This window comes from Pseudoalteromonas rubra (assembly GCF_000967655.1).
GTDB classification, from domain to species: Bacteria; Pseudomonadota; Gammaproteobacteria; order Enterobacterales; family Alteromonadaceae; genus Pseudoalteromonas; species Pseudoalteromonas rubra_A.
On record NZ_JXYA01000037.1, the window covers coordinates 41660 to 60792 of the forward strand.

17 protein-coding genes are annotated in these 19133 nt (G+C 50.0%); 12 read left to right on the forward strand and 5 right to left on the reverse strand.

Annotation, left to right across the window (positions count from 1 at the left end):
- Window positions 1-272: 272 nt before the first annotated feature.
- The 6 genes from TW77_RS15465 to folX all read left to right on the forward strand — a co-directional run bounded on the left by TW77_RS15465 (window position 273) and on the right by folX (window position 7085).
- Entirely contained in the window at window positions 273-3587 is a 3315-nt protein-coding gene (locus TW77_RS15465; RefSeq protein WP_046005879.1) for an ATP-binding protein, read from the forward strand.
- A 131-nt stretch (window positions 3588-3718) separates the two neighbouring features.
- Window positions 3719-4345: a YceH family protein gene (locus tag TW77_RS15470; protein ID WP_046005880.1), complete on the forward strand. Its 627-nt coding sequence runs from the start codon at window positions 3719-3721 to the stop codon at window positions 4343-4345.
- A 109-nt stretch (window positions 4346-4454) separates the two neighbouring features.
- The gene (nadE, locus tag TW77_RS15475) at window positions 4455-5291 is read left to right on the forward strand and encodes an ammonia-dependent NAD(+) synthetase (RefSeq protein WP_046005881.1); all 837 of its coding nucleotides are present in this window, start codon (window positions 4455-4457) and stop codon (window positions 5289-5291) included.
- 121 nt (window positions 5292-5412) lie between these two features.
- Window positions 5413-6120, forward strand: a complete 708-nt coding sequence (gene folM / locus TW77_RS15480) for a dihydromonapterin reductase (RefSeq protein ID WP_046005882.1) — start codon at window positions 5413-5415, stop codon at window positions 6118-6120.
- Between the two features lie 35 nt (window positions 6121-6155).
- A complete protein-coding gene (gene folE, locus TW77_RS15485) occupies window positions 6156-6710 on the forward strand; it encodes a GTP cyclohydrolase I FolE (RefSeq protein ID WP_046005883.1) in 555 nt (184 codons plus the stop codon).
- Between the two features lie 9 nt (window positions 6711-6719).
- On the forward strand, window positions 6720-7085 hold the full coding sequence (folX, locus tag TW77_RS15490; RefSeq protein ID WP_046005884.1) for a dihydroneopterin triphosphate 2'-epimerase: 366 nt from the start codon (window positions 6720-6722) through the stop codon (window positions 7083-7085).
- Between the two features lie 18 nt (window positions 7086-7103).
- Here the strand turns inward: folX and TW77_RS15495 are convergent, their stop codons facing one another.
- Window positions 7104-7529, reverse strand: coding sequence for a YqaA family protein (locus tag TW77_RS15495; protein ID WP_046005885.1), 426 nt, complete (start codon window positions 7527-7529; stop codon window positions 7104-7106).
- 137 nt (window positions 7530-7666) lie between these two features.
- Here TW77_RS15495 and TW77_RS15500 point away from each other — a divergent pair, with 137 nt between their 5' ends.
- Window positions 7667-8173, forward strand: coding sequence for a TlpA family protein disulfide reductase (locus TW77_RS15500; protein WP_046005886.1), 507 nt, complete (start codon window positions 7667-7669; stop codon window positions 8171-8173).
- Window positions 8170-8634 (forward strand): DUF2721 domain-containing protein, encoded by a 465-nt coding sequence (locus TW77_RS15505; RefSeq protein WP_046005887.1) that lies wholly within the window; start codon window positions 8170-8172, stop codon window positions 8632-8634. The genes TW77_RS15500 and TW77_RS15505 overlap by 4 nt, the downstream gene beginning before the upstream one ends.
- Before the next feature lie 233 nt (window positions 8635-8867).
- Here TW77_RS15505 and TW77_RS15510 read toward each other — a convergent pair whose 3' ends face one another.
- Window positions 8868-12920, reverse strand: coding sequence for a S8 family serine peptidase (locus TW77_RS15510; protein ID WP_046005888.1), 4053 nt, complete (start codon window positions 12918-12920; stop codon window positions 8868-8870).
- Window positions 12921-13285: 365 nt separating this feature from the next.
- Between TW77_RS15510 and TW77_RS15515 the strand changes: the two genes are divergently transcribed.
- Entirely contained in the window at window positions 13286-13735 is a 450-nt protein-coding gene (locus tag TW77_RS15515; protein ID WP_046005889.1) for a c-type cytochrome, read from the forward strand.
- A gap of 102 nt (window positions 13736-13837) precedes the next feature.
- Here the strand turns inward: TW77_RS15515 and TW77_RS15520 are convergent, their stop codons facing one another.
- Window positions 13838-14020 carry a PA3496 family putative envelope integrity protein gene (locus TW77_RS15520; protein ID WP_046005890.1) on the reverse strand — a complete coding sequence of 61 codons (183 nt, stop codon included), beginning with the start codon at window positions 14018-14020 and terminating at the stop codon, window positions 13838-13840.
- Window positions 14021-14334: 314 nt separating this feature from the next.
- Between TW77_RS15520 and TW77_RS15525 the strand changes: the two genes are divergently transcribed.
- Window positions 14335-15117 carry a YggN family protein gene (locus TW77_RS15525; RefSeq protein ID WP_046005891.1) on the forward strand — a complete coding sequence of 261 codons (783 nt, stop codon included), beginning with the start codon at window positions 14335-14337 and terminating at the stop codon, window positions 15115-15117.
- 38 nt (window positions 15118-15155) lie between these two features.
- Here TW77_RS15525 and TW77_RS15530 read toward each other — a convergent pair whose 3' ends face one another.
- Window positions 15156-16610, reverse strand: a complete 1455-nt coding sequence (locus TW77_RS15530) for a PLP-dependent aminotransferase family protein (RefSeq protein ID WP_046005892.1) — start codon at window positions 16608-16610, stop codon at window positions 15156-15158.
- A gap of 108 nt (window positions 16611-16718) precedes the next feature.
- On the opposite strand from TW77_RS15530, the gene TW77_RS15535 reads away from it, so the two are divergent.
- The gene (locus TW77_RS15535; RefSeq protein WP_046005893.1) at window positions 16719-17639 is read left to right on the forward strand and encodes a DMT family transporter; all 921 of its coding nucleotides are present in this window, start codon (window positions 16719-16721) and stop codon (window positions 17637-17639) included.
- On the opposite strand, the gene TW77_RS15540 is transcribed toward TW77_RS15535, so the two are convergent.
- Window positions 17605-18468 carry a diacylglycerol/lipid kinase family protein gene (locus tag TW77_RS15540; RefSeq protein WP_046005894.1) on the reverse strand — a complete coding sequence of 288 codons (864 nt, stop codon included), beginning with the start codon at window positions 18466-18468 and terminating at the stop codon, window positions 17605-17607. The genes TW77_RS15535 and TW77_RS15540 overlap by 35 nt on opposite strands.
- 296 nt (window positions 18469-18764) lie before the next feature.
- Here TW77_RS15540 and TW77_RS25595 point away from each other — a divergent pair, with 296 nt between their 5' ends.
- Window positions 18765-18914: a hypothetical protein gene (locus TW77_RS25595; protein ID WP_164488166.1), complete on the forward strand. Its 150-nt coding sequence runs from the start codon at window positions 18765-18767 to the stop codon at window positions 18912-18914.
- The last annotated feature ends 219 nt before the right edge of the window (window positions 18915-19133 follow it).

Consider the following 19133-nt stretch of genomic DNA (forward strand, 5'->3'; position numbering starts at 1 on the left):
TTTCCCTCAATTGATTGATTAATAACCTTAGCCAGCTTAGCGGTTATTGCGCTGTATTGCATTACATCTCAGTGAATCTGACGCTACCAGTACACAGAGTTGCAAAGCGCAGCTCGCAGGACTTCATCAGTGCGTTAGATCAGATTATGTATACCAAGGTACTGGTCAGCCTCGGCAACGGTTTTTTTGTGCTTTAAATGTATCTGGGCCTTGGCGAGTTTTCATACAGACAACTATAGTTAAATGATTCAAGGATACTTTTTCATGTTTACATGCAACCCATAAACGTGCTGTCGTCAAGGAAAGCTTTTTTAACCCGCTTTATGGTGGGCGCACTGTTATTGGTGATCCTGGCGGCGGGTTGGTACATAGATGGCGTTAACGAGCGACGCCTGATTGAAGTGGAAAAAAACCGTACGTTTGAAGAGCTCAATGTCTATCGCACCCAGCTCGAGGGCACGCTGGCGTCTAATATTCAGCTGGTCCGGGGGTTAGCCATTGCATTGGCGCCACAACCAAACCTCAATCAAGCGCAGTTTGAGCGCTTTGCCGCCCCGCTATTTGAGACCAGCCAGGTGCTGCGTAATGTTGGTGCGGCGCCGGACATGGTGCTACAAATGATCTACCCGCTCGAGGGCAATGAAAAAGCCATCGGGCTCAACTACCTTACTCACCCTCAGCAAAAGAAAGATGCCATCAGAGCCCGAGACTCTCGCACCATCGTACTGGCCGGACCGCTTGAGCTGATCCAGGGCGGTATGGCGTTGATCGCGCGAGTCCCGGTGTATGTTGATAAAGACCAGTTTTGGGGCCTGTTGTCAGTTGTGATTGATATGCCAAAACTGTACGAGCAAGTGTCGCTAAACAAGCTAGAAGGGGATTACCTGATCGCCATCCAGGGTAAAAATGGCCTGGGTGACAGCGGCGAATATTTCTATGGCTCGCCCACCATACAGGAGCACAACCCGCTCGCATTTACCATTCACGTGCCATCGGGCAGTTGGATAATGTATGCAGCCCCCCGTTATGGCTGGAAAGCGTCTTCCGCCGCATTATGGCCATTTCGGCTTGCATTATTAACTATAGTGCTGTTCTTTTTGTTCGCATTTTCGTTTTACACCCGACTGCTCTCTGAACTTAAAAGCAAGACCAGTGCGCTGACCAACATGGGGTCGCTGGCCAAAGTCGGTGCCTGGTCGGTGGACTTAGCAACTCACCAAATCACCTTGTCGGAAGTCACCCGTCAGATTTTTGCAGTACCACCGGATTATCAACCTACCTGGATGAGCAGTACCGAGTTTTTCAAAGAAGGTCCGCATCGCAAGAAGTTTCAGGACCATATGAATCAGGCGATCAAATACGGTAAGCCTTTTGAGGATGAATTCATTGTACAGCCACATAAAGGGCAAGAATGTTGGGTGCTCGTTAAAGCTCAGGCCAAGCAGCATAACGGCTGGACCTTACAGGTGTTTGGCTCAGTGCAAAATATCAACGACCGCAAAATGATGGCCATTGAGCACGAAAAGGTGGCCAGAAATAACGAGCTGCTGGCGCAACTAAGTACCCATGAAGCCATCCTCAATAATCACACTGAGCGCGCCCAGGAACTGTGTACCGATGCCGTGTGCCAAGCCGCACGCGCTTCACGTGCCAGTATCTGGTTGCTCAGCGAGGATCATGCGCTGCTCTATCCCACTTGCTTTAGTAATACCCGACGAGACAGCCTGCAACACTTCCCTCCCTGGCGCAAAGCCACTCTGCCAGGCCTGTTTTCAGCAGTGCTCAGCAAGCAGGTGATTGAGGCCAGCATGGCAACCAAGCACCCAATAACCCGGCCACTGGCCGATCAGTATCTCGATCCCTTCGAGGTCGAAGCCATGTTGATCATGCCTATCCTGCATCGCGGTGCGGTGTGCGGCATACTCTGTACTGAATACGCCGACCCTTACCCGGACTGGACCGACAGCGACAGGCGTTTTATCCAGGCCATTGCCGCGATGCTGGCGAGTTTGTTCAGTGGTCAGCAACAACAACAGGCAAAGCGTAAAGCCGTTATAGAAAAGGAGCTGGCGGAGCAGTCAGCCAAAATCAAGGCCGACTTCCTGGCCAGTATGAGCCATGAGATCCGCACGCCCATGAATGGCATCATAGGCATGCTCGAGATCCTCGGCAATTCGCAGCTCACAGATACGCAGCAGCGCAACCTGGCACTGGCACAAAGCTCCGCCGAGTCATTACTGACGATTATTAACGACATCTTAGACTTCTCAAAAATTGAGGCAGGTAAGCTCAATATTGAGCAAATTGAATGCGATCTTATCCAGATAATCAGCGACTGTTTTGCCGCCTTTGCCCCGCGCGCCAACGATCAGCAAACTGAGTTGTTTATCGACAGCCGGAATATGCAATATCAGCACGCCAAAACCGACCCGCACCGGCTCAAACAAATTCTTAATAACCTGATCAGCAACGCCGTTAAGTTCACTGAAAACGGCAAAGTGACTCTGACCTGTTATACGGAGCATACCAGCGAGCAGACACGCCTTTGGTGCAGTGTTGAAGACACAGGGATCGGGATCAGTAAACAGCAGCTGAGTAAAATCTTTGACTCCTTCACTCAGGCCGATCCCTCAACCACCCGCAAGTTTGGTGGGACCGGGCTGGGTTTAACAATTGCCAGACAATTGTGCGAACTCATGGGTGGCGCACTCAATGCCTATAGCAAACCCAATTTAGGCAGCACTTTTACCTTTTACATTGAACTCACTGATCCTCAGCCGATCCGTGCGCTGGATACCAATAATGACAGCCTGTATGTCATAGATGCCCACAGCGCATCCGACCTGGCTGCTCGGCATATGCTGGATGCCTGGCACATACCCAGCGAGCATTTTGAAAGCGTTACACATATGCTTGCGGTATATGAAGAAGCACCATCGCAGCGGCCAGCCCTGATCATCGCCACTGACGTGCTGAACGATACACCGGAATCTGACATCAACCGCTTGCTGAAGCACATCAAAACCAAGCAGCTAAGCTATGCACTGCTATGTAAAAACATGGCGCAGACTCAAGCCTGGCCACAGTTTTCGTCCAATAATGTGTTACTTGCGCCACTCACCCCCGCTAATGCATTGTCACTGGTGAAACGCAAAGAGCAACTGGCCGCTAAAACTGTTGAAGATGTATGCCTGGATGTCGACATCTTGCTGGTCGAAGACAACAAGATCAACCAAACCGTGGCAACCACCCTGCTTGAGAAGTTGGGCGCCCATGTAACCTGCGCACACAATGGCCTGGCCGCCCTTAACCACCTCAAAGTGCGCGACGAGTCCTATGCCATTATCCTGATGGATTGCCAAATGCCTGAGATGGATGGCTACACGGCAACAAGAGAAATCCGCGCCGGCGTGGCCGGTGAACAACACCAGCAAACTCCCATTATCGCACTGACGGCCAATGCGATGGAGGGCGACGAAGAAAAATGCCTGGCTGCCGGTATGGATGCCTACCTGAGTAAGCCAATTAACTTTGCGGCGCTAAGTAAAATGCTACAGCGGTGGGTGGATGAAGCAAAAACCTGCTAAACCGCATCCTGAAAATACCCGCTATTCACCTGAGGCCACTATGCAAGGTCTTGCAAATCGCATAGAGTAAAGTCATGAAAACTAACCTGATCTGCTGCACTGTACGGCAGCACATCATATAGGGAATGAATATGAACTTATCCAAGATTGAACAACGGATCATTGGCTGCCTGCTGGAGAAGCAAACCACGACCCCAGATCAGTATCCGTTGTCACTCAACGCACTGACCAATGCCTGCAATCAAAAATCGAACCGCGAGCCTGTGATGTCACTGTCAGAGTCAGAGGTGCTGGACACGCTGACACAGCTAGAACAAAAGCGCATAGTGGTCTGCGATGAAGGTTTCTCCGGGCGGGTAAGTAAGTACCAACATCGATTTTGTAATAGCGAATTCGGTAGCTTGCAGCTCACCGAACAACAACGGGCCATTGTTTGCTTGCTGCTGTTACGCGGACCACAGACCCCCGGCGAACTGCGCACTCGCAGCGGTCGGCTGGCGGAGTTCGCCACGGTCGGTGAGGTAGAAGCGGCACTCAACGCACTGATACAGCAAGAACTTGCCACACGCCTGGCCAGAGAACCCGGTAAACGCGAAGCGCGCTATCAGCACCTGTTCGGCGACATTGAAGACAATGCGCTCAGTGAGCAGATGAGCACACCCGGTGCAGAGCCGGTCGTGAACCTGGATGAACTCCTGCAGGAAATCGATCAGCTTAAGCAGGAACTACAGACTATCAAGCAGCACCTGGGTTTGTAACTATCACGGCAAGAAACAGATCTAATCTGTCATAATTTCAAGTAAACTTAGAACAATCAGTCATTATTAGACCAACCGAATGAAATACGGCAGGTCAGAGGGAGTCCCCATGCGTGAAGCTATCATTGCTGAAATGAAAGTTCAGCCAACCATTGATGTTGCGGCAGAAGTTGCCCGACGTGTTCAGTTTATTAAACAAACCCTGATCTCAGCCCATTGCCACAGTCTGGTACTGGGGATCAGTGGCGGTGTTGACTCGTCGACTTGTGGTCGCTTATGCCAGCTGGCCATTGACGAGTTGAATACAGAACAAGGTCGCCAGGGATATCAGTTTATTGCCATGCGCTTGCCATACGGCACCCAGGCTGATGAAGACGAAGCGCAACAGGCACTGGAGTTTATTCAGCCCAGTAAGCGCCTGACCGTTAATATCAAGGCCGCAGCCGATGCCATGCATGAGCAGGCAATTCAGGCGATGCAGCTCAGCGATACCCAGTTACCCAGTGCCGCTCTGGTCGATTTTGTGAAAGGTAATGTCAAAGCCAGACAGCGCATGGTTGCTCAGTATGAGATAGCAGGACTGACACGCGGCCTGGTGGTTGGTACCGATCATAGCGCAGAAAATATCACCGGTTTCTATACCAAGTTTGGCGACGGTGCCTGTGATTTAGCCCCGCTATTTGGTCTGTCTAAACGTCAGGTGCGTGCATTGGCCGATCACTTGGGTGCACCGCAATCATTAGTACATAAAACCCCCACCGCGGACTTAGAGTGTGACCGCCCGGGTCTTGCCGACGAAGAGGCGCTGGGTCTGAGCTATGATGACATTGATGACTTTCTGGAAGGTCAGCCCATCAGTCTGGATGTTGAACAGCTGCTGATCAATATTTATCAAAAGACACAACACAAGCGCCAGCCCATACCAACTATTTACGACCATGAGTAATACCTCAATGTAGTCTGAGTGATCTGGCCTGCGCTGCACCACGTAAAAGGCCAGACGCACTACAGGTACAATCGCGGGAGCACCCGCCACCCGTTCACTTTGCAAAGAAGGATAGATGCCAATGACAGCGCCCATTTTGATCACCGGAGCCGCACAGCGTATTGGGCTGGCGATGGTTCAGCACTTTGTTGCTGAAGATATCCCGGTGATCATGACATATCGCACTAAACACCCGGTCATCGACACCCTGACTGAACAGGGCGTGATCTGTATCCAGGCTGATTTCAATCAAGCCGGAGCTGTTGACGCATTAATTGCCCAGGTTCAGCAACACACCGATACGCTGAGCGCTCTGATACACAATGCATCCAGCTGGGATTGTGAAGCGCGTAACCCGGATCACAACGCCCTGTTTGATGCCATGATGCACATTCACGCCAAAGTGCCATATCTGCTGAATATGGGCCTGGCGCCTTTGCTGCAAAATTATCATGAAACCGCGGACATCATTCATATTACGGATTATGTGGTCGAAAAAGGCAGCCCGAAACATATTGCCTATGCGGCCAGCAAAGCGGCTCTGGATAACCTCAGCCGCTCCTTTGCAGCCAAGTATGCGCCGGATATCAAAGTAAACTCGGTGGCCCCGTCACTGATCATTTTTAATCAAGATGACAGTGAGGAATACAGGGCGAAAACACTGAAAAAATCCATTATGGGCATTGAACCGGGTTGTCGCGAAGTGATCGACGCCATCGAGTTGCTGCGTAAAAGTAATTACATCACCGGCCGTACCTTGGCCGTTGACGGAGGCCGCCACCTGAAATAGCGGGCCTGAGCGAATCAACTACAGTGAGTTTTATTATGCATGAAGAATTAAAGAGCAGTTTTCAACAGATCATCACCGCCGTTGGCGAGGACAAAGACCGTGAAGGGCTGCTCGATACCCCCAAACGTGCTGCCAAGGCAATGGAATACCTGACTCAGGGCTATCGTCAGGAGCTCAGTGATGTGACTAACAACGCGGTGTTTAGCTCTGACGCTGATGACATGGTACTGATCCAGGACATTGAGCTGTATTCTATGTGCGAACACCACTTGCTGCCTTTTGTCGGGCGCGCCCACATCGCTTACATTCCCAATGGTAAGGTGTTAGGCTTATCTAAGTTTGCACGCATTGTTGATATGTACGCACGCCGCTTTCAGATCCAGGAACAGCTGACGCACCAAATTGCCAAAGCCGTAGAGGAAGTAACCGGAGCGCGCGGTGTCGGTGTAGTCATTGAGGCAAAGCATATGTGTATGATGATGCGTGGCGTTGAGAAACAAAACTCACAGATGCGCACCTCCGTCATGCTGGGTAACTTCCGTGAAGATGCCAAAACACGCAATGAATTCCTACAACTACTGAAACGCTAAGGACCGCTTATGCACACGGCCATCATCAATATTACGAACCTGAGGTTACGTACTTTCATCGGCTTCAATCAAGAAGAAAGAGAGAAAAAACAGGACGTGGTGATCAATATCGAGATCCACTACCCGGCTGATGCGGAGTGCCTGTTCCACGATGAGGTTGGCCACGCACTGAACTACAAAACCATTACCAAAGCGGTGATAGCGAAAGTCGAGGACGGCCACTTCCTGTTGTTAGAGAAGCTGGTCGCCGACATTCTGACGGAGTGTCATCAGCACCCGGACGTCAGCTATGCCAAGGTCAGGGTTGATAAACCGCATGCACTGCGCTTTGCGGACTCAGTTTCTCTGACCCTTGAGTGGCGCAAACCCGCCTAAGCACAACCTGGCAGCCGCTTATATCAATTTGGCTGCCAGCCCTATCACCACCGCATATCGCAGACCCTTACCCGCAGTCACCAGCAACAGGAAAAGGCTAAATCGAGTGCGAAAAACACCGGCAACCAGCGTGAGCGGATCGCCCACCACGGGCAGCCAGGCAAACAGCAGGCTATACACGCCATATTTCTGAAATTGCCGCTGCGCCTTGTCCATTGCTGGCCTGGAAACGGGAAACCAGCGTTTGTTTTCAACTCGGCTCACCATAGTGCCCAAGTAATAATTTATCACACTGCCAAGTACATTGCCGGCCGTTGCACTGAGCCACAGCATTAACAGCGCCCCCTGCTGCTTTACAACCAACCCACTCAGCAACAACTCCGAAGAGGCTGGCAATAAGGTTGCGGAGAGCAACGCCGAAAAGAACAAAGAAACATACAACATGGTTGTGACACTCTGAAATGAACTCTGATGGGTTCAGGTGGGTGTGTTTAGGCGCATCCTAAGATACGTCGTTGAAACTTGCACTCACCTGAAAAATACGCATTAATGGGGAGCATTGTAACGCAAGGACCACAATAATGATAAAACGTCTCGCCATGGCTGCTTTGATAGCTGCGCTGGGCAGCCAGCTTAGCGCCTGTCATACCACACAGCAGCCCGTCCCCCATGCAAAGGGGTATGAAACTTACATCAATCCGGGTGACATCTTCAAGCATACTCAGCTGACCAATATAGATGGCCAACCAGTCGTGCTGGCCCGGGGAAAGAAGCTGGTAATTCTGTTTGCCACCTGGTGTTCTGACTCTCAACGCACCCTGAATGAACTCAAGGCGTCTGCGTTGCTGACGGATCCCACGCTGCAGATCATTGCCATAGGCCGTGAAGAAGATGCCGATACACTCAAAGCATTCCGAACATCCTTTGGTATCGACTTTCAGCTGGTTGCCGACCCCGATCGCGCCATTTACCAGCACTACGCCAATAAAGGGATCCCGCGCCTGATCATGCTGGACGAGCACAATCGGGTCGTGAATACACTGATTGGTGAACAGCCGGGGATCATTGAGCAGGTACGCTGGCGATGAATGGGGATGTTGTCAGCATACTAACGATGGCCAAGGTGATCCAAACCGCGGTAGCACCGGTTTTTTTGATCACCGGTATTGCAGCCACTTTGGGGGTCTTATCAAATCGTTTGGCGCGGATCACCGACCGAGCCCGATTGCTGGACCGTAAATTAAACAACAGCCAGGATGAAGAGCTAAAAGATCACCTTACCCGTGAAATGCGCGCTTTACTTAAACGTTCGCGCTATATTCATGTGGCTTTTAGCATGAGCGTGCTGTCTGCGCTGTTAGTATGCGCCGTGGTCATGGTGCTGTTTGTGTCTCACCTGTATACCCTATCACTGGGCGTGACCCTGTCGAGCTGCTTTATCGCCGCCATGCTGCTATTGATCTGCGCATTTTTGGCGTTACTCGCTGAGGTTTTTTTGGCCACTCGCAGCATGCGGCGTGGCATGATATTCAAGGATATCGGGGAATAACCAGCTCATTTACGACACGTGACCCAAACACACAACCTTTTCATTCATGCCCGGGCTGTGAAAGCAGCCTGAGCGAATACTTCTCCTGTCCATCCATCACCTTATGACGCTCACAATGGATAGCGCTATTACTAACCGTGATAGCGCCAATCCTGCTCCTTCGCGCTCAGCCATAAAAAAACCGCCCCGGGCGAACCCGGAGCGGTTTTTTCAACTAATGCTTAATTAGTTGCTTATTTACGCTTACGGCGGCGTAGTGCTGCAAACGGTGCTGCAAGTAACGTCAACCAAGCCAGTGAACCTGAATCATCGTCGTCATTGTCATCACCACCAGTCACGTTAGTCACGTTAACACGTACAGTTACAACCTCTGATACAAACTGTGCAGAGTCTTTCGCCTGAACCTGGAAGCTCACTTCTTTTTCAAATTCGAAGTCAATTTCGCCGCTCACACGGACGGCGCCATCAGCGTCAACAGTGAACAGATTAGTACCCGTTACGATGAACTCAGTTACAGGTGATACATCTGCATCTGGGTCAGAGTAAGCCAGTCTGCCGATAACAGTACCTAGCTGAGCGTTTTCAGTTACTGAGAAGATTTGACCGTGGTCAACCACTGGTGAGTGCAGTGCAGGGTTCAGTACAACATCAACCGTTACGTCAACCATCTCAGACTTCAGACCTACGCTGTCTTCAACCATTACTTTGAAGGTATAGCTCGGCACTGCCAGCTGGTTGACTTCAGCTGTTGTTACCAGTTCACCTTTCTCGTTGATTTCAAACAGGTCAGTACCTTCTACAGTACCACCAACAATGCCATCAGCTGCGCTTTCAAATACAGCGTAGTCAAGCGTACCAACAACAGTACCGGCTGGTGCACCGTCCATCATGCTGAACACTTGGCCGTGTGCAACCACTGGCATCTCGTCATGCTCATTGGTCACTGCGATTTCAATGTCAGTCATGGTTGAAGAACCCAGAGTGTCCATCGCCATCACTTTCAGCTCTACGCTTTCAACGCCCATCTCAACGTCTAGATTTTCAGAGCTTACCAGTGAGATAACGCCCTTATTGTCAATCGCGAAGCTGTCTGCGTGCATGCCTTCTATACGGTAACCCATAATTGGGAACGCAGGAGACTCAGCACCGAAGGTAACCGTTGCAACAGGCATTGGCTCAGCGTTTTCGCTTACGCTCAAGTCACCGTCAACAACCAGTTCAGGTAGCGCTGGTACGTCCAAGTCACCTGGCACAACTGCCATGACGTTTGTGCTTGTAGTGGATGTGAACGCAAATGGCATATCGAACTCAACCATCGCTTTTTCACCTGGTGCCAACTCTCTTAGTGCTTGATCTTCACTGTCTTTCAGCGTGACCGTCGGGTTCATACCAAAGATAAAGCCACCATTTACTGAATCAGTCGGCTTATCCCAGATACCAACATCGTAGTTTTCCAGACCAACAAACGCCTGAATACCAAATGGCATGCCAACCGCGTCTGCATTCAGCCCCAGTAATTCAGTACACGCAGCAAATGTTACAGTGTCTTCACCAGACTCATGTAACATAGGCGTACCCCACTCCCACTGATCCTCGCCATCAACGATTGAACCAATCAGTGTACGGCTACGACCACGCACTGCGGCATTGTCACCAACATCGTTCAGGTTCGTCATGAACTTATCAGCAATACCGTCGTTGTTAAGATCAAACTCCATACGGTAGCCAGCTTGACGCAGGTGGTTAAGTCCATCCTGTAACTGAATAGAGAAAGTTGTGAAAATGCCTGAATCACAGTTATCGCTTTGGAATGCTGCGGTTGTAACCGACTTGATGTCAAATTGACGGTTATCATCTTCACTGATTGCCACAACTTGCTCAGCCATACCCGAGATAGCCACAGCACCGGTGTTCTTAACCATCAGGTGAGACATTTCCTCGCCAGCTTCGATACCAAACTCAGCTTCCTCAGCTGCTTTTGGCAGTACGTGGTAAACAACATGCAAATCATGGTCGCCATCTGTTGCCGCATCATCAAAGATTAAGGCACCGTCGTACTCAGCTAAATCCAGTGCTGCAACACCTTGTGCCAGTTCGTCATTGTCGAACGGGTTCATGATGCCAAACTCAGGCAGCTTGCTTGGATCTATGGTCATATCAACGTCAATCAGGATTGTCTGATTTGCTGGTACAACTACTGTCTGCGGGTGCTCAAACATCACTGCGCCAGAGTCCACATCGTTCTGATAGCGGTGCTCCATGCGCAAGTTATAAGTGCGCTCTTCATTTGAGAAGTTACGTAACACGACAGACTTAGTATAGGTTTTAGTCTCTGCAAGACGTTTAGCACCAAACGACAGAGCCGCTTGCTTAGTATCAAACTCTGGCAGGTCTACCCAGGCAGCCACAGGCGACGCAATCGCTTTTTCAACGTCAACCAGACCCGCACCGATGCGGCTGATTGGCGCCAGTGGTGACGCAGGGTCAACATTCAATGAATCTACATGGATATCCAGGTTGGCAGTGTTCATCAGCATTGCTTTGATTTCAAAGGCATCCAGCTCAGGACGACCTTCTTTCATCAGTGCCACAGCACCTGCCACGATTGGGCTTGCCATAGAGGTACCAGACTTTCTGTGCAGCTGATCACCGCTACCTGGAAGCGCCGCCAGAATATCTGAACCCGGTGCCGCAATTTCAGGCTTCAACAAACCGTCCATTGAAGGACCACGTGAAGAGAAGTCAGACACGCCGCCGGTCTGAGATTTCAAAGTACCAGAGATGCTATAGGTTGCCGCGCCATCACGCAGTTGGTTTTTAAGCGCTGCACCGGCTGCAAAGTTAATACCCACAGACGGGATAGTCACTGCCGCATCGCTACCACCCATAGGTGCTGGTGTACCATCGTCATTGTTGTTCGCAATCAGAACCAGTGCTGCACCACGCTCCTGAGCATTAAGTACTTTCTCTGTGAAAGCACAGGCACCACGGTCAATCAGAACCGCTTTACCTGTAAAGTCCATGTCAGCAAACGGGTTTGCTCCGCCATCCAGGTCACAGCCATTTTGGTTTTCGCTTGGGTAAACCAGCTCGGCGTCGTCTTGGGTAAAGGCAAAAGCTGCTTGCGGGCCAAAGCTCGCAGGCTGGATCACAGTTTCTGAACCGGCCATTGTGCCTTCACCGAACAGGCTCTCAAGTGTAGGGTGAGTCAAAGACGCAACTGAAATCGCATTAGGTGTTGTACTTGGGCCACCAACACGGAACGGAATATCGTCGTCATTACCGGCCGCAATGATCATGTTGGTGCCTAACTCAACCGCGCGCTGGATAAGGTATTGTGTGCCGTCGCCGGTGTACGTGCTACCAAATTCGCCACCCAGTGACATATTCATCAGGTCAACACGGTCGCTGATGTCGCCATCACCATTGGGATCCATTGCCGCCTCAAGTGCGTTGATCTGCGCAGCCCAGGTACAACCCTCATCACCACACACTGAATACACATACAATTCAACATCTGGTGCGATACCCGTTACATCATGTGATACGTGGGTACCGTGGTCAGAAAGTCCATCCGCTTCCGGGCGAAACTTAGGATCATCCTCAATCGGGTCAGCATCGTTACGTACAAAGTCGTAACCACCTTTTACCTGACCCTGTGGCCAAGCTACAGTTGTCGGGTCGGCAGCTTCCGCTTCATAAGCTTCGACTGTACCGGCGGCTTCGTTAAATACTTTGTGTGTGTAGTCAATACCAGTATCCAATACTGCTACTTTGACATCTTTACCGGTGACATTCAGGTTTTGTTTTACGGCATCAGCACCGATGTAACCTGAGCTCTCTTCAACAAACAGTCGCGAATTTCGAAGTGGTAAAATACGCTCTACAGAAGCATCATTACGCAGTTTATCAAGTGTGCTGTCGGATGCCTCAACGATCAGCGTAGAAGCCAGCACTTTGGTTGAACCCAGTACTTTAGCACTCGGCTCAAGCTTTTGAATTTGTTCTCTTAAATTAAACTGTGCGGCCTGTACGGTGGCATATGTATGCTTTGCTGCGGCTCTGCTGTACGTACCTTTAGACATCAGGTCAACCGCTGTAGACTGCTTCAGAACAACTAGATATGCTCCTGCTCTTTCCTGTTGCGGGTTGCTGAGTGCTTCAGCTTTTACCTGTAAAGAAGCGGGTGCTGTTGGAAGCTGCGTCGCAGCCGTCGCTGACGCTGCCATTAATGCACCTGAGACCGCTGTTGCTACCGCGGTGGCTTTAAATGAATACTTGGCCATAGTTTCCCCTAGGACTTGTTGTGTAAAAGATGTTTCTTTTAGTTTTAGAGAGTAGATTCGTCCATCAATATAGTGTGACTTCACTGTTAATTACAATATTAAACACACAAAGAAGTTACAAAGTTTTCAATCAAATCACAACAATAGGCACAAGCCTATGTTTATTAAGAAGTTTGAGACTGTAAACAAACGTAAACCAATACGCCATCATGTTGTCACATTGATGAAGTTGTAAAGCAAAGAGAACAAAAAAAATACAAATTGAACATCAACTTTAGTCCAGAACACCCAACTCGTCTAAGAGACTTGCAATATCTTTTGTAAAGGCATAGAAAAGGAGCTGTTTTTTAATTTAAGGGGTCAAAATGAGAATCACGTTACTATTAACAAGTTTGCTAAGCGGACTCGCTCTGAATGTACAAGCAAGTTCAATATTCGAAAAACCAGAAGACGCCATCGAGTACCGTAAAGCCGCGTTTCAGCTGATCCGTTATCAGATTGGCGATATGGGCGATATGCTCAAAGGCAAGGTACCGTTTGATGCGGAGCGCTTTAAGCAGCGCGCAAACAATGCAGCCCAGCTGTCTGCAATGCCTTGGGAAGCCTTCCCGGCAGGATCTGATAAAGGCGCAACAGACGCTTTACCAGCAATCTGGTCTGACAGAGCGACGTTTGATAAGAAAGCACAAGCTTTCGCAGACTATGCGCAAAAATTGTCGGTAGCAGCACAATCAGGTGACAAAAAGATCATTGGCGCGGCATTCAAAGATTGGGCAAAAGGCTGTAAAGATTGCCACAATTCATTCAAAGACTAAGCTTATAAAATAAGTAAGGCAGCTGGTGCTGCCTTCGTCTTTAATTCTGTATCTCGGCACATTAGGTCATGTCGAGTTGGCCTGACTGGCCAGTTTACCCGCTCAATCATCTAAAAAGTCTAGGTCGTCCTCTCCAAGATTACGTTTCAGCCGTTTCTGCTCCAGATAGTCATCCAGACGGCGTTTCACCCGCTTCTTTTGCTGTGCCTGTAATTCTTTGTCTAACGACCCGAAGTCGTCTTCATAATCGTCATCTAACGGATCATAGGAAAATGTTTTACCCACGATGAGCTCCAAAACTTAATTGTGCTAAATGGTCCAGCAGTCCACGCTGTGCTGACACTGCTTAAGTTAGTATTTAGCGCTAAATGCGGGCGCTGAAAAGCAAGACTTTTTTATCTATACGATAAATATTTTTTATTGCCAAAATAGCCAATATACAAACTGGTTAAAATCACTATTTTTTGGTCATATCACTAACTAACAAGCACGCCAGCAAAGCGACCAAAACAATAAAAAGCCATTTTTATCAATAGCATAATAATCTGGCACTGTTTTTGTTACTTCCTCTGTGTCATCAACAGCCCAAGGAACATAGCATGAAAACAATTTTACTCGCTTCAACGCTGGTTTTATCTAGCCAGGCGATAGCCCATACCGATACACATTTTTCTGTCAACACTGATGAGTGCGCCGTAGATTTTAAAAACGATGTACAAATTACGCCCGATCAGGTGTATATCAAAAATGGCAATGGTCAGCCTGTGATGATAGACGCGCAGGGCTATCTGTATATCGCAGATCAACCCGTTAATCTCAGCCAGGATGAACGCCTGGCCATGCAAACGTATGCCGACACCCTCAGGGCCGAACTGCCCAAAGTGGCCAGCATTGCATTGCAGGGCGTCGAGCTGGCCGGAGTCGCTATTGGGGAAGTCGCCTCCGCCTTCAATTTGCATAGCTTTGATACCTTGACTGGGCTGATTGACGAGCTGCACTCAGAGATTGAAGGCGCGTTCTATCAACAAGGTACCTTTGTAATGGGTGAGCAAACCTTTAATGAGTTTGGTGAGCAGTTTGAGCACCAGTTTGAAGAAAAAATAGAACAAGCCATAGAAGGTGCCATGATGGAGTCAATTGGCAGCCTGTTGGTTGCCATTGGATCTGAAATGGTGAACTCCGGTGGCGACATGGACAGCTTCGAGCAGCGCATGGAAAGTCTCGGCAGTGAGCTGGAGCAACGCGTCGAAGGCCAGGCAAAAGCTCTGGAGCAACAGGCCAACGCATTATGTGGCCGGTTTGAAACAATTGCAGTACAAGAAGCACAGCTGAGTGCGATGATCCCTCAGCTAGAAGGCTATCAATTGTTTAACTATCGCTAAAGGTTTTCCCTGCGCAGTCAGCCACACCGACATCAGTATTACACTGACTGCGGCTGTGGCTGCTTTTTCGCCTGCTGTACGAGCGCGCCGAGGGTGCGCACATAACCCTCCATTTCTGCGCTCCAGGGCAAACCATAACTGATCCGCACGCAACTGCGATAGCGCTCATAGGCGCTGAATATCGCGCCCGGCGCTACGCTGATCCCCGCGCGCAGTGCCAGCTGAAAAAACAGGCCGCCATCGTAAGCTCCGCCCAGATCCAGCCACAACACACATCCCCCTTTTGGGTCACTGACACGCACATGTTCGGGAAAGTACTTTTGCACAGCCAGGCGCATTTTCTGTTTATTATCGTAAAGGCGCTTGCGTAATTGCCGTAAATGGCGCTGAAACTCACCACTGGCCATAAAATCTGCCAACGCCCATTGATTCATCATCGGCGCCGAGCAGCTCAGCGCACGTTTAAAGCGCTTTGCCCGCGCGCTGTAAGGCCCTGCCAGCATCCAGCCAACCCGGTAACCCGGCGCTACGGTTTTAGAAAACGACGAGCAGGTCAGCACCTCGCCGGGTGTTGCAAAGCACTGCGCCGGCCTTATTCGCTGCTCACCAAAATATAAATCGCCATACACATCATCTTCAATGAGTACCACGTCATGTGCACACAGTAATTTCAGCAACTGCTGCATACGAGATTCGGGCATCTGACTGCCCAGTGGGTTATTAATACTGGTCGAGAACAGGCAGGCTTTGATGGAATGACGTGACAACGCAGCACTGAGATCGTCAAGCCACAGCCCGTCGTCCGGACATACGGGGATTTCTATCGCTTTCAGTCCCAGGTTTTCTACCAGCTCAACAATGCCAAAATAGCAAGGTGATTCTATCGCCACGATGTCACCGGGCTGAGTTACACACTGCAACGCAATGGCGATCGCCTCCTGGGCACCATTGGTGATGATCAAGTCATCGCTGTTCACCGTTAGTCCCAGCGCCAGATAATATTGCACTATCTGCGCTTTGAGCATTGTTAGCCCATCGATAGCACCATAATCCAGCATCCGCTCCTGAGCCTGACGCATTGCCTGGCGCATGCTTTTGGCCAATGCCTGTTGCGGACTGGCTGCTGCGACCGGGTTGGCGAGCCCCAGCGGTGCCACGTCTGGCAGGTGGATCCCCTCATATACTTGCTCAATGAGCTGCTGTTTATTCACCATCACAGGTTTGGCAGGTAATTTACTGCGCCTGGGAGTGGCTGTGTCATGACCACTTTGCAAAAAGTAGCCGGACTTTTCACGGGCAACCACCAGGCCTGTCATCTCAAGCTGCTGGTAGGCCTGTTGCACAGTAGGAATACTCACACGCAGCCGGCTTGCCATGGCTCTGAGCGACGGCAACTTATCCCCTGGCAGCAGCAACTCCTGCTCAACCATCTCTTTGACCACGGTGATGACTTGCTGATAGAGGTAATCGGGCTTAAAAGTAGAATGATCCATCGCGATCCCTATCTGTATAGGTTTAAAAACACATTTTTTGTATCTGGCATATACAGAATATAGCGCTAAACTGGCCACGCTGACTAGTCCTTCCTGTGAGTTGAAAGAATGAACAATGCTTTTCTGTATACGATCACTGTCCTGATCTGGGGCTCCACCTGGCTGGCAATTGAATTCCAGCTGGGCACGGTAGACGAGGTGGTCTCTTTGTTTTACCGCTTCGCGATTTCTGCCGCCTGTATGTGGTGTTATGTGCTGATCAAACGACCACCGATGCGCTATCCGCTCACTGATCACGGCTTTTTTATGTTGCTGGCGCTGGGCAACTTTGGCTTAAACTATCTCTTTCTCTACTGGGCGCAAGGCAGCCTGACGTCCGCGATGGCCTCGATTGCTTTCTCACTTTTGCTGGTCGCCAATATCGTCAATACCAGACTGTTTTTTGCCAAGCCCATTGCGGGCCGCATCTACATTGGTGCAGCGCTGGGACTTGGAGGGATCGTTAGTTTATTCTGGCAGGATCTGCGCAGTGCCGACCTCAGCAGTGATGCCTTCATTGGTTTACTGCTGGCGCTGGCAGGTATGTTTATCGCTTCGCTCGGCAACATGGTCAGCGTACGTAACTCCAATCGCCAGATTGGCGTATTGCAGGGCAATGCCTGGGGCATGCTGTATAGTGCGCTGTTTTTAGGCGGTTATGTGGCGCTCAGCCCGCTGCAATTTAGCATTGAGGCCGACGCGCAATACTGGGGGTCGCTGCTGTATTTGTCGGTGTTTGGTACTGTGATTGCGTTTGCCTGTTACTTCCACCTGCTCAAAAACATTGGCCCGGAAAAAGCCAGCTACCTGATCGTGCTGTTCCCTCTGGTGGCAGTCACTCTCAGCACCTGGTTTGAAGGGTTTGTCTGGCAGCTCAATACTTTTATCGGGTTCTCGCTGGTGCTGATCGGCAATGCCATCGTACTTACACCGTACCAGCGCATTCGTGCCTGGCTCAGTCCAACGACACCGTCTCAGGCAAGACCTTAAGCTGCACAGCGCCTGGCAGGCTGCGGATGGTCACGGGGGTTGTCGCCACCAGATCGCCGTCGGCCTCCACCGCCAGGCCTGGTGTTGTGATATCCAGCTGGGTGCGTTTTTCCCGATGCACCCAGGGTAAATGCTGATGACACCCCACCAGCATAGCCGCAAACACCACCAAACGTTGCCACCAGTTACGAGCTGAAAACCACATACACTCCAGCTGAGCGTCCTGTAAGCTCGCCAGCGGCGCAGGCTTTAACCCCGCGGCAAAAAAGCGACCATTGGCCAGCAACAGCATCATGCCGTGCTTTAATTCAGGCCCCTGGGCCGTTGTCAGCTGAACCGTCGGCGCACAGAATAGCTGTTTAATACCGCCCCACACATAGCTCAGTGCCCCGACACTTTTACTGCCGCGCAGGCTCTTGACCACCTCCGCATTAAACCCAACACCGGCAATATTGACAAAATAACGCGTGCCGATTGCCCCCAGATCCAGGGCGATAGAATGTGACGAAAACACCGCCGCACGCCATTGCCGCTGTGAATAACCAAACTGACGACAAAAATCATTGCCGGTTCCCGCAGGCAGACACGCCAGCTGGGCCGAAGATCCGCACATCGCATTGACAACCAGGTTGATGGTCCCGTCACCCCCGACAACCACAATCAGTTTCTGGGCCTGAGCCTGCAACCGGATAGCATCATGATCCCGGCCATAAAACCCGCTGGTCTCATACCAGCTAATGATGATCTTGCGTTGCTTTGCCTGCGCCCGTAACCAACGTAGATGTCGCTGTAATCTTCGCCCCCCTCCGGGCTTATAAACAACTAACAACCAACCTCCAAAATAATAAAATCAATTTATCTGAATAACTACCCACAAAAAACACCCAAGATAAAAGGAAAATAAGACAAGCAATTGTAAATCAACATGCAAAGTAAAGTGCAACCATTCACAAAAGTGAATAAACAACCATTTAAGAGACTATAAAAAGCATCTAAGGTGCATTTTTTAATTAGTTTTTCTAATCTCTCACCGGTAATTTTTATCGTTTTATTTTTGGTCACAATGCACGCAAAATAACCATGTCGATACAGACCGCATTTACTAACGATTTTGAGGAGTCAGACATGCTTAATTCAGCTGCAGCGTGCAGCAACACGCAAACCACCCTAAACCCAGTCGAAGCGCCAGTGATTAAACGCCGCTTTAACCTGACAGCCTGGTTAAACAAGCTGGGTAAACAACTGATGTTAAGTCAGGTGGTTATGTATAAGTAAGTCTGCTTCGGGCATGATCTTCCCAACCGATCATGCCCAGTTTCTGCCATCTCCCACTTATCTCAATATCATAAAACACACCTATTCGCCTATAAATCGGCCAAAGTCGTAAAAAACTGACGTTATTAGCACAAAATTTAAGCAAACAATTCAAAAACTATTTACAGCGCCAAATTCGCTAAGTATTATCTTTGCCCATGGAGAGATGGCTGAGTGGTT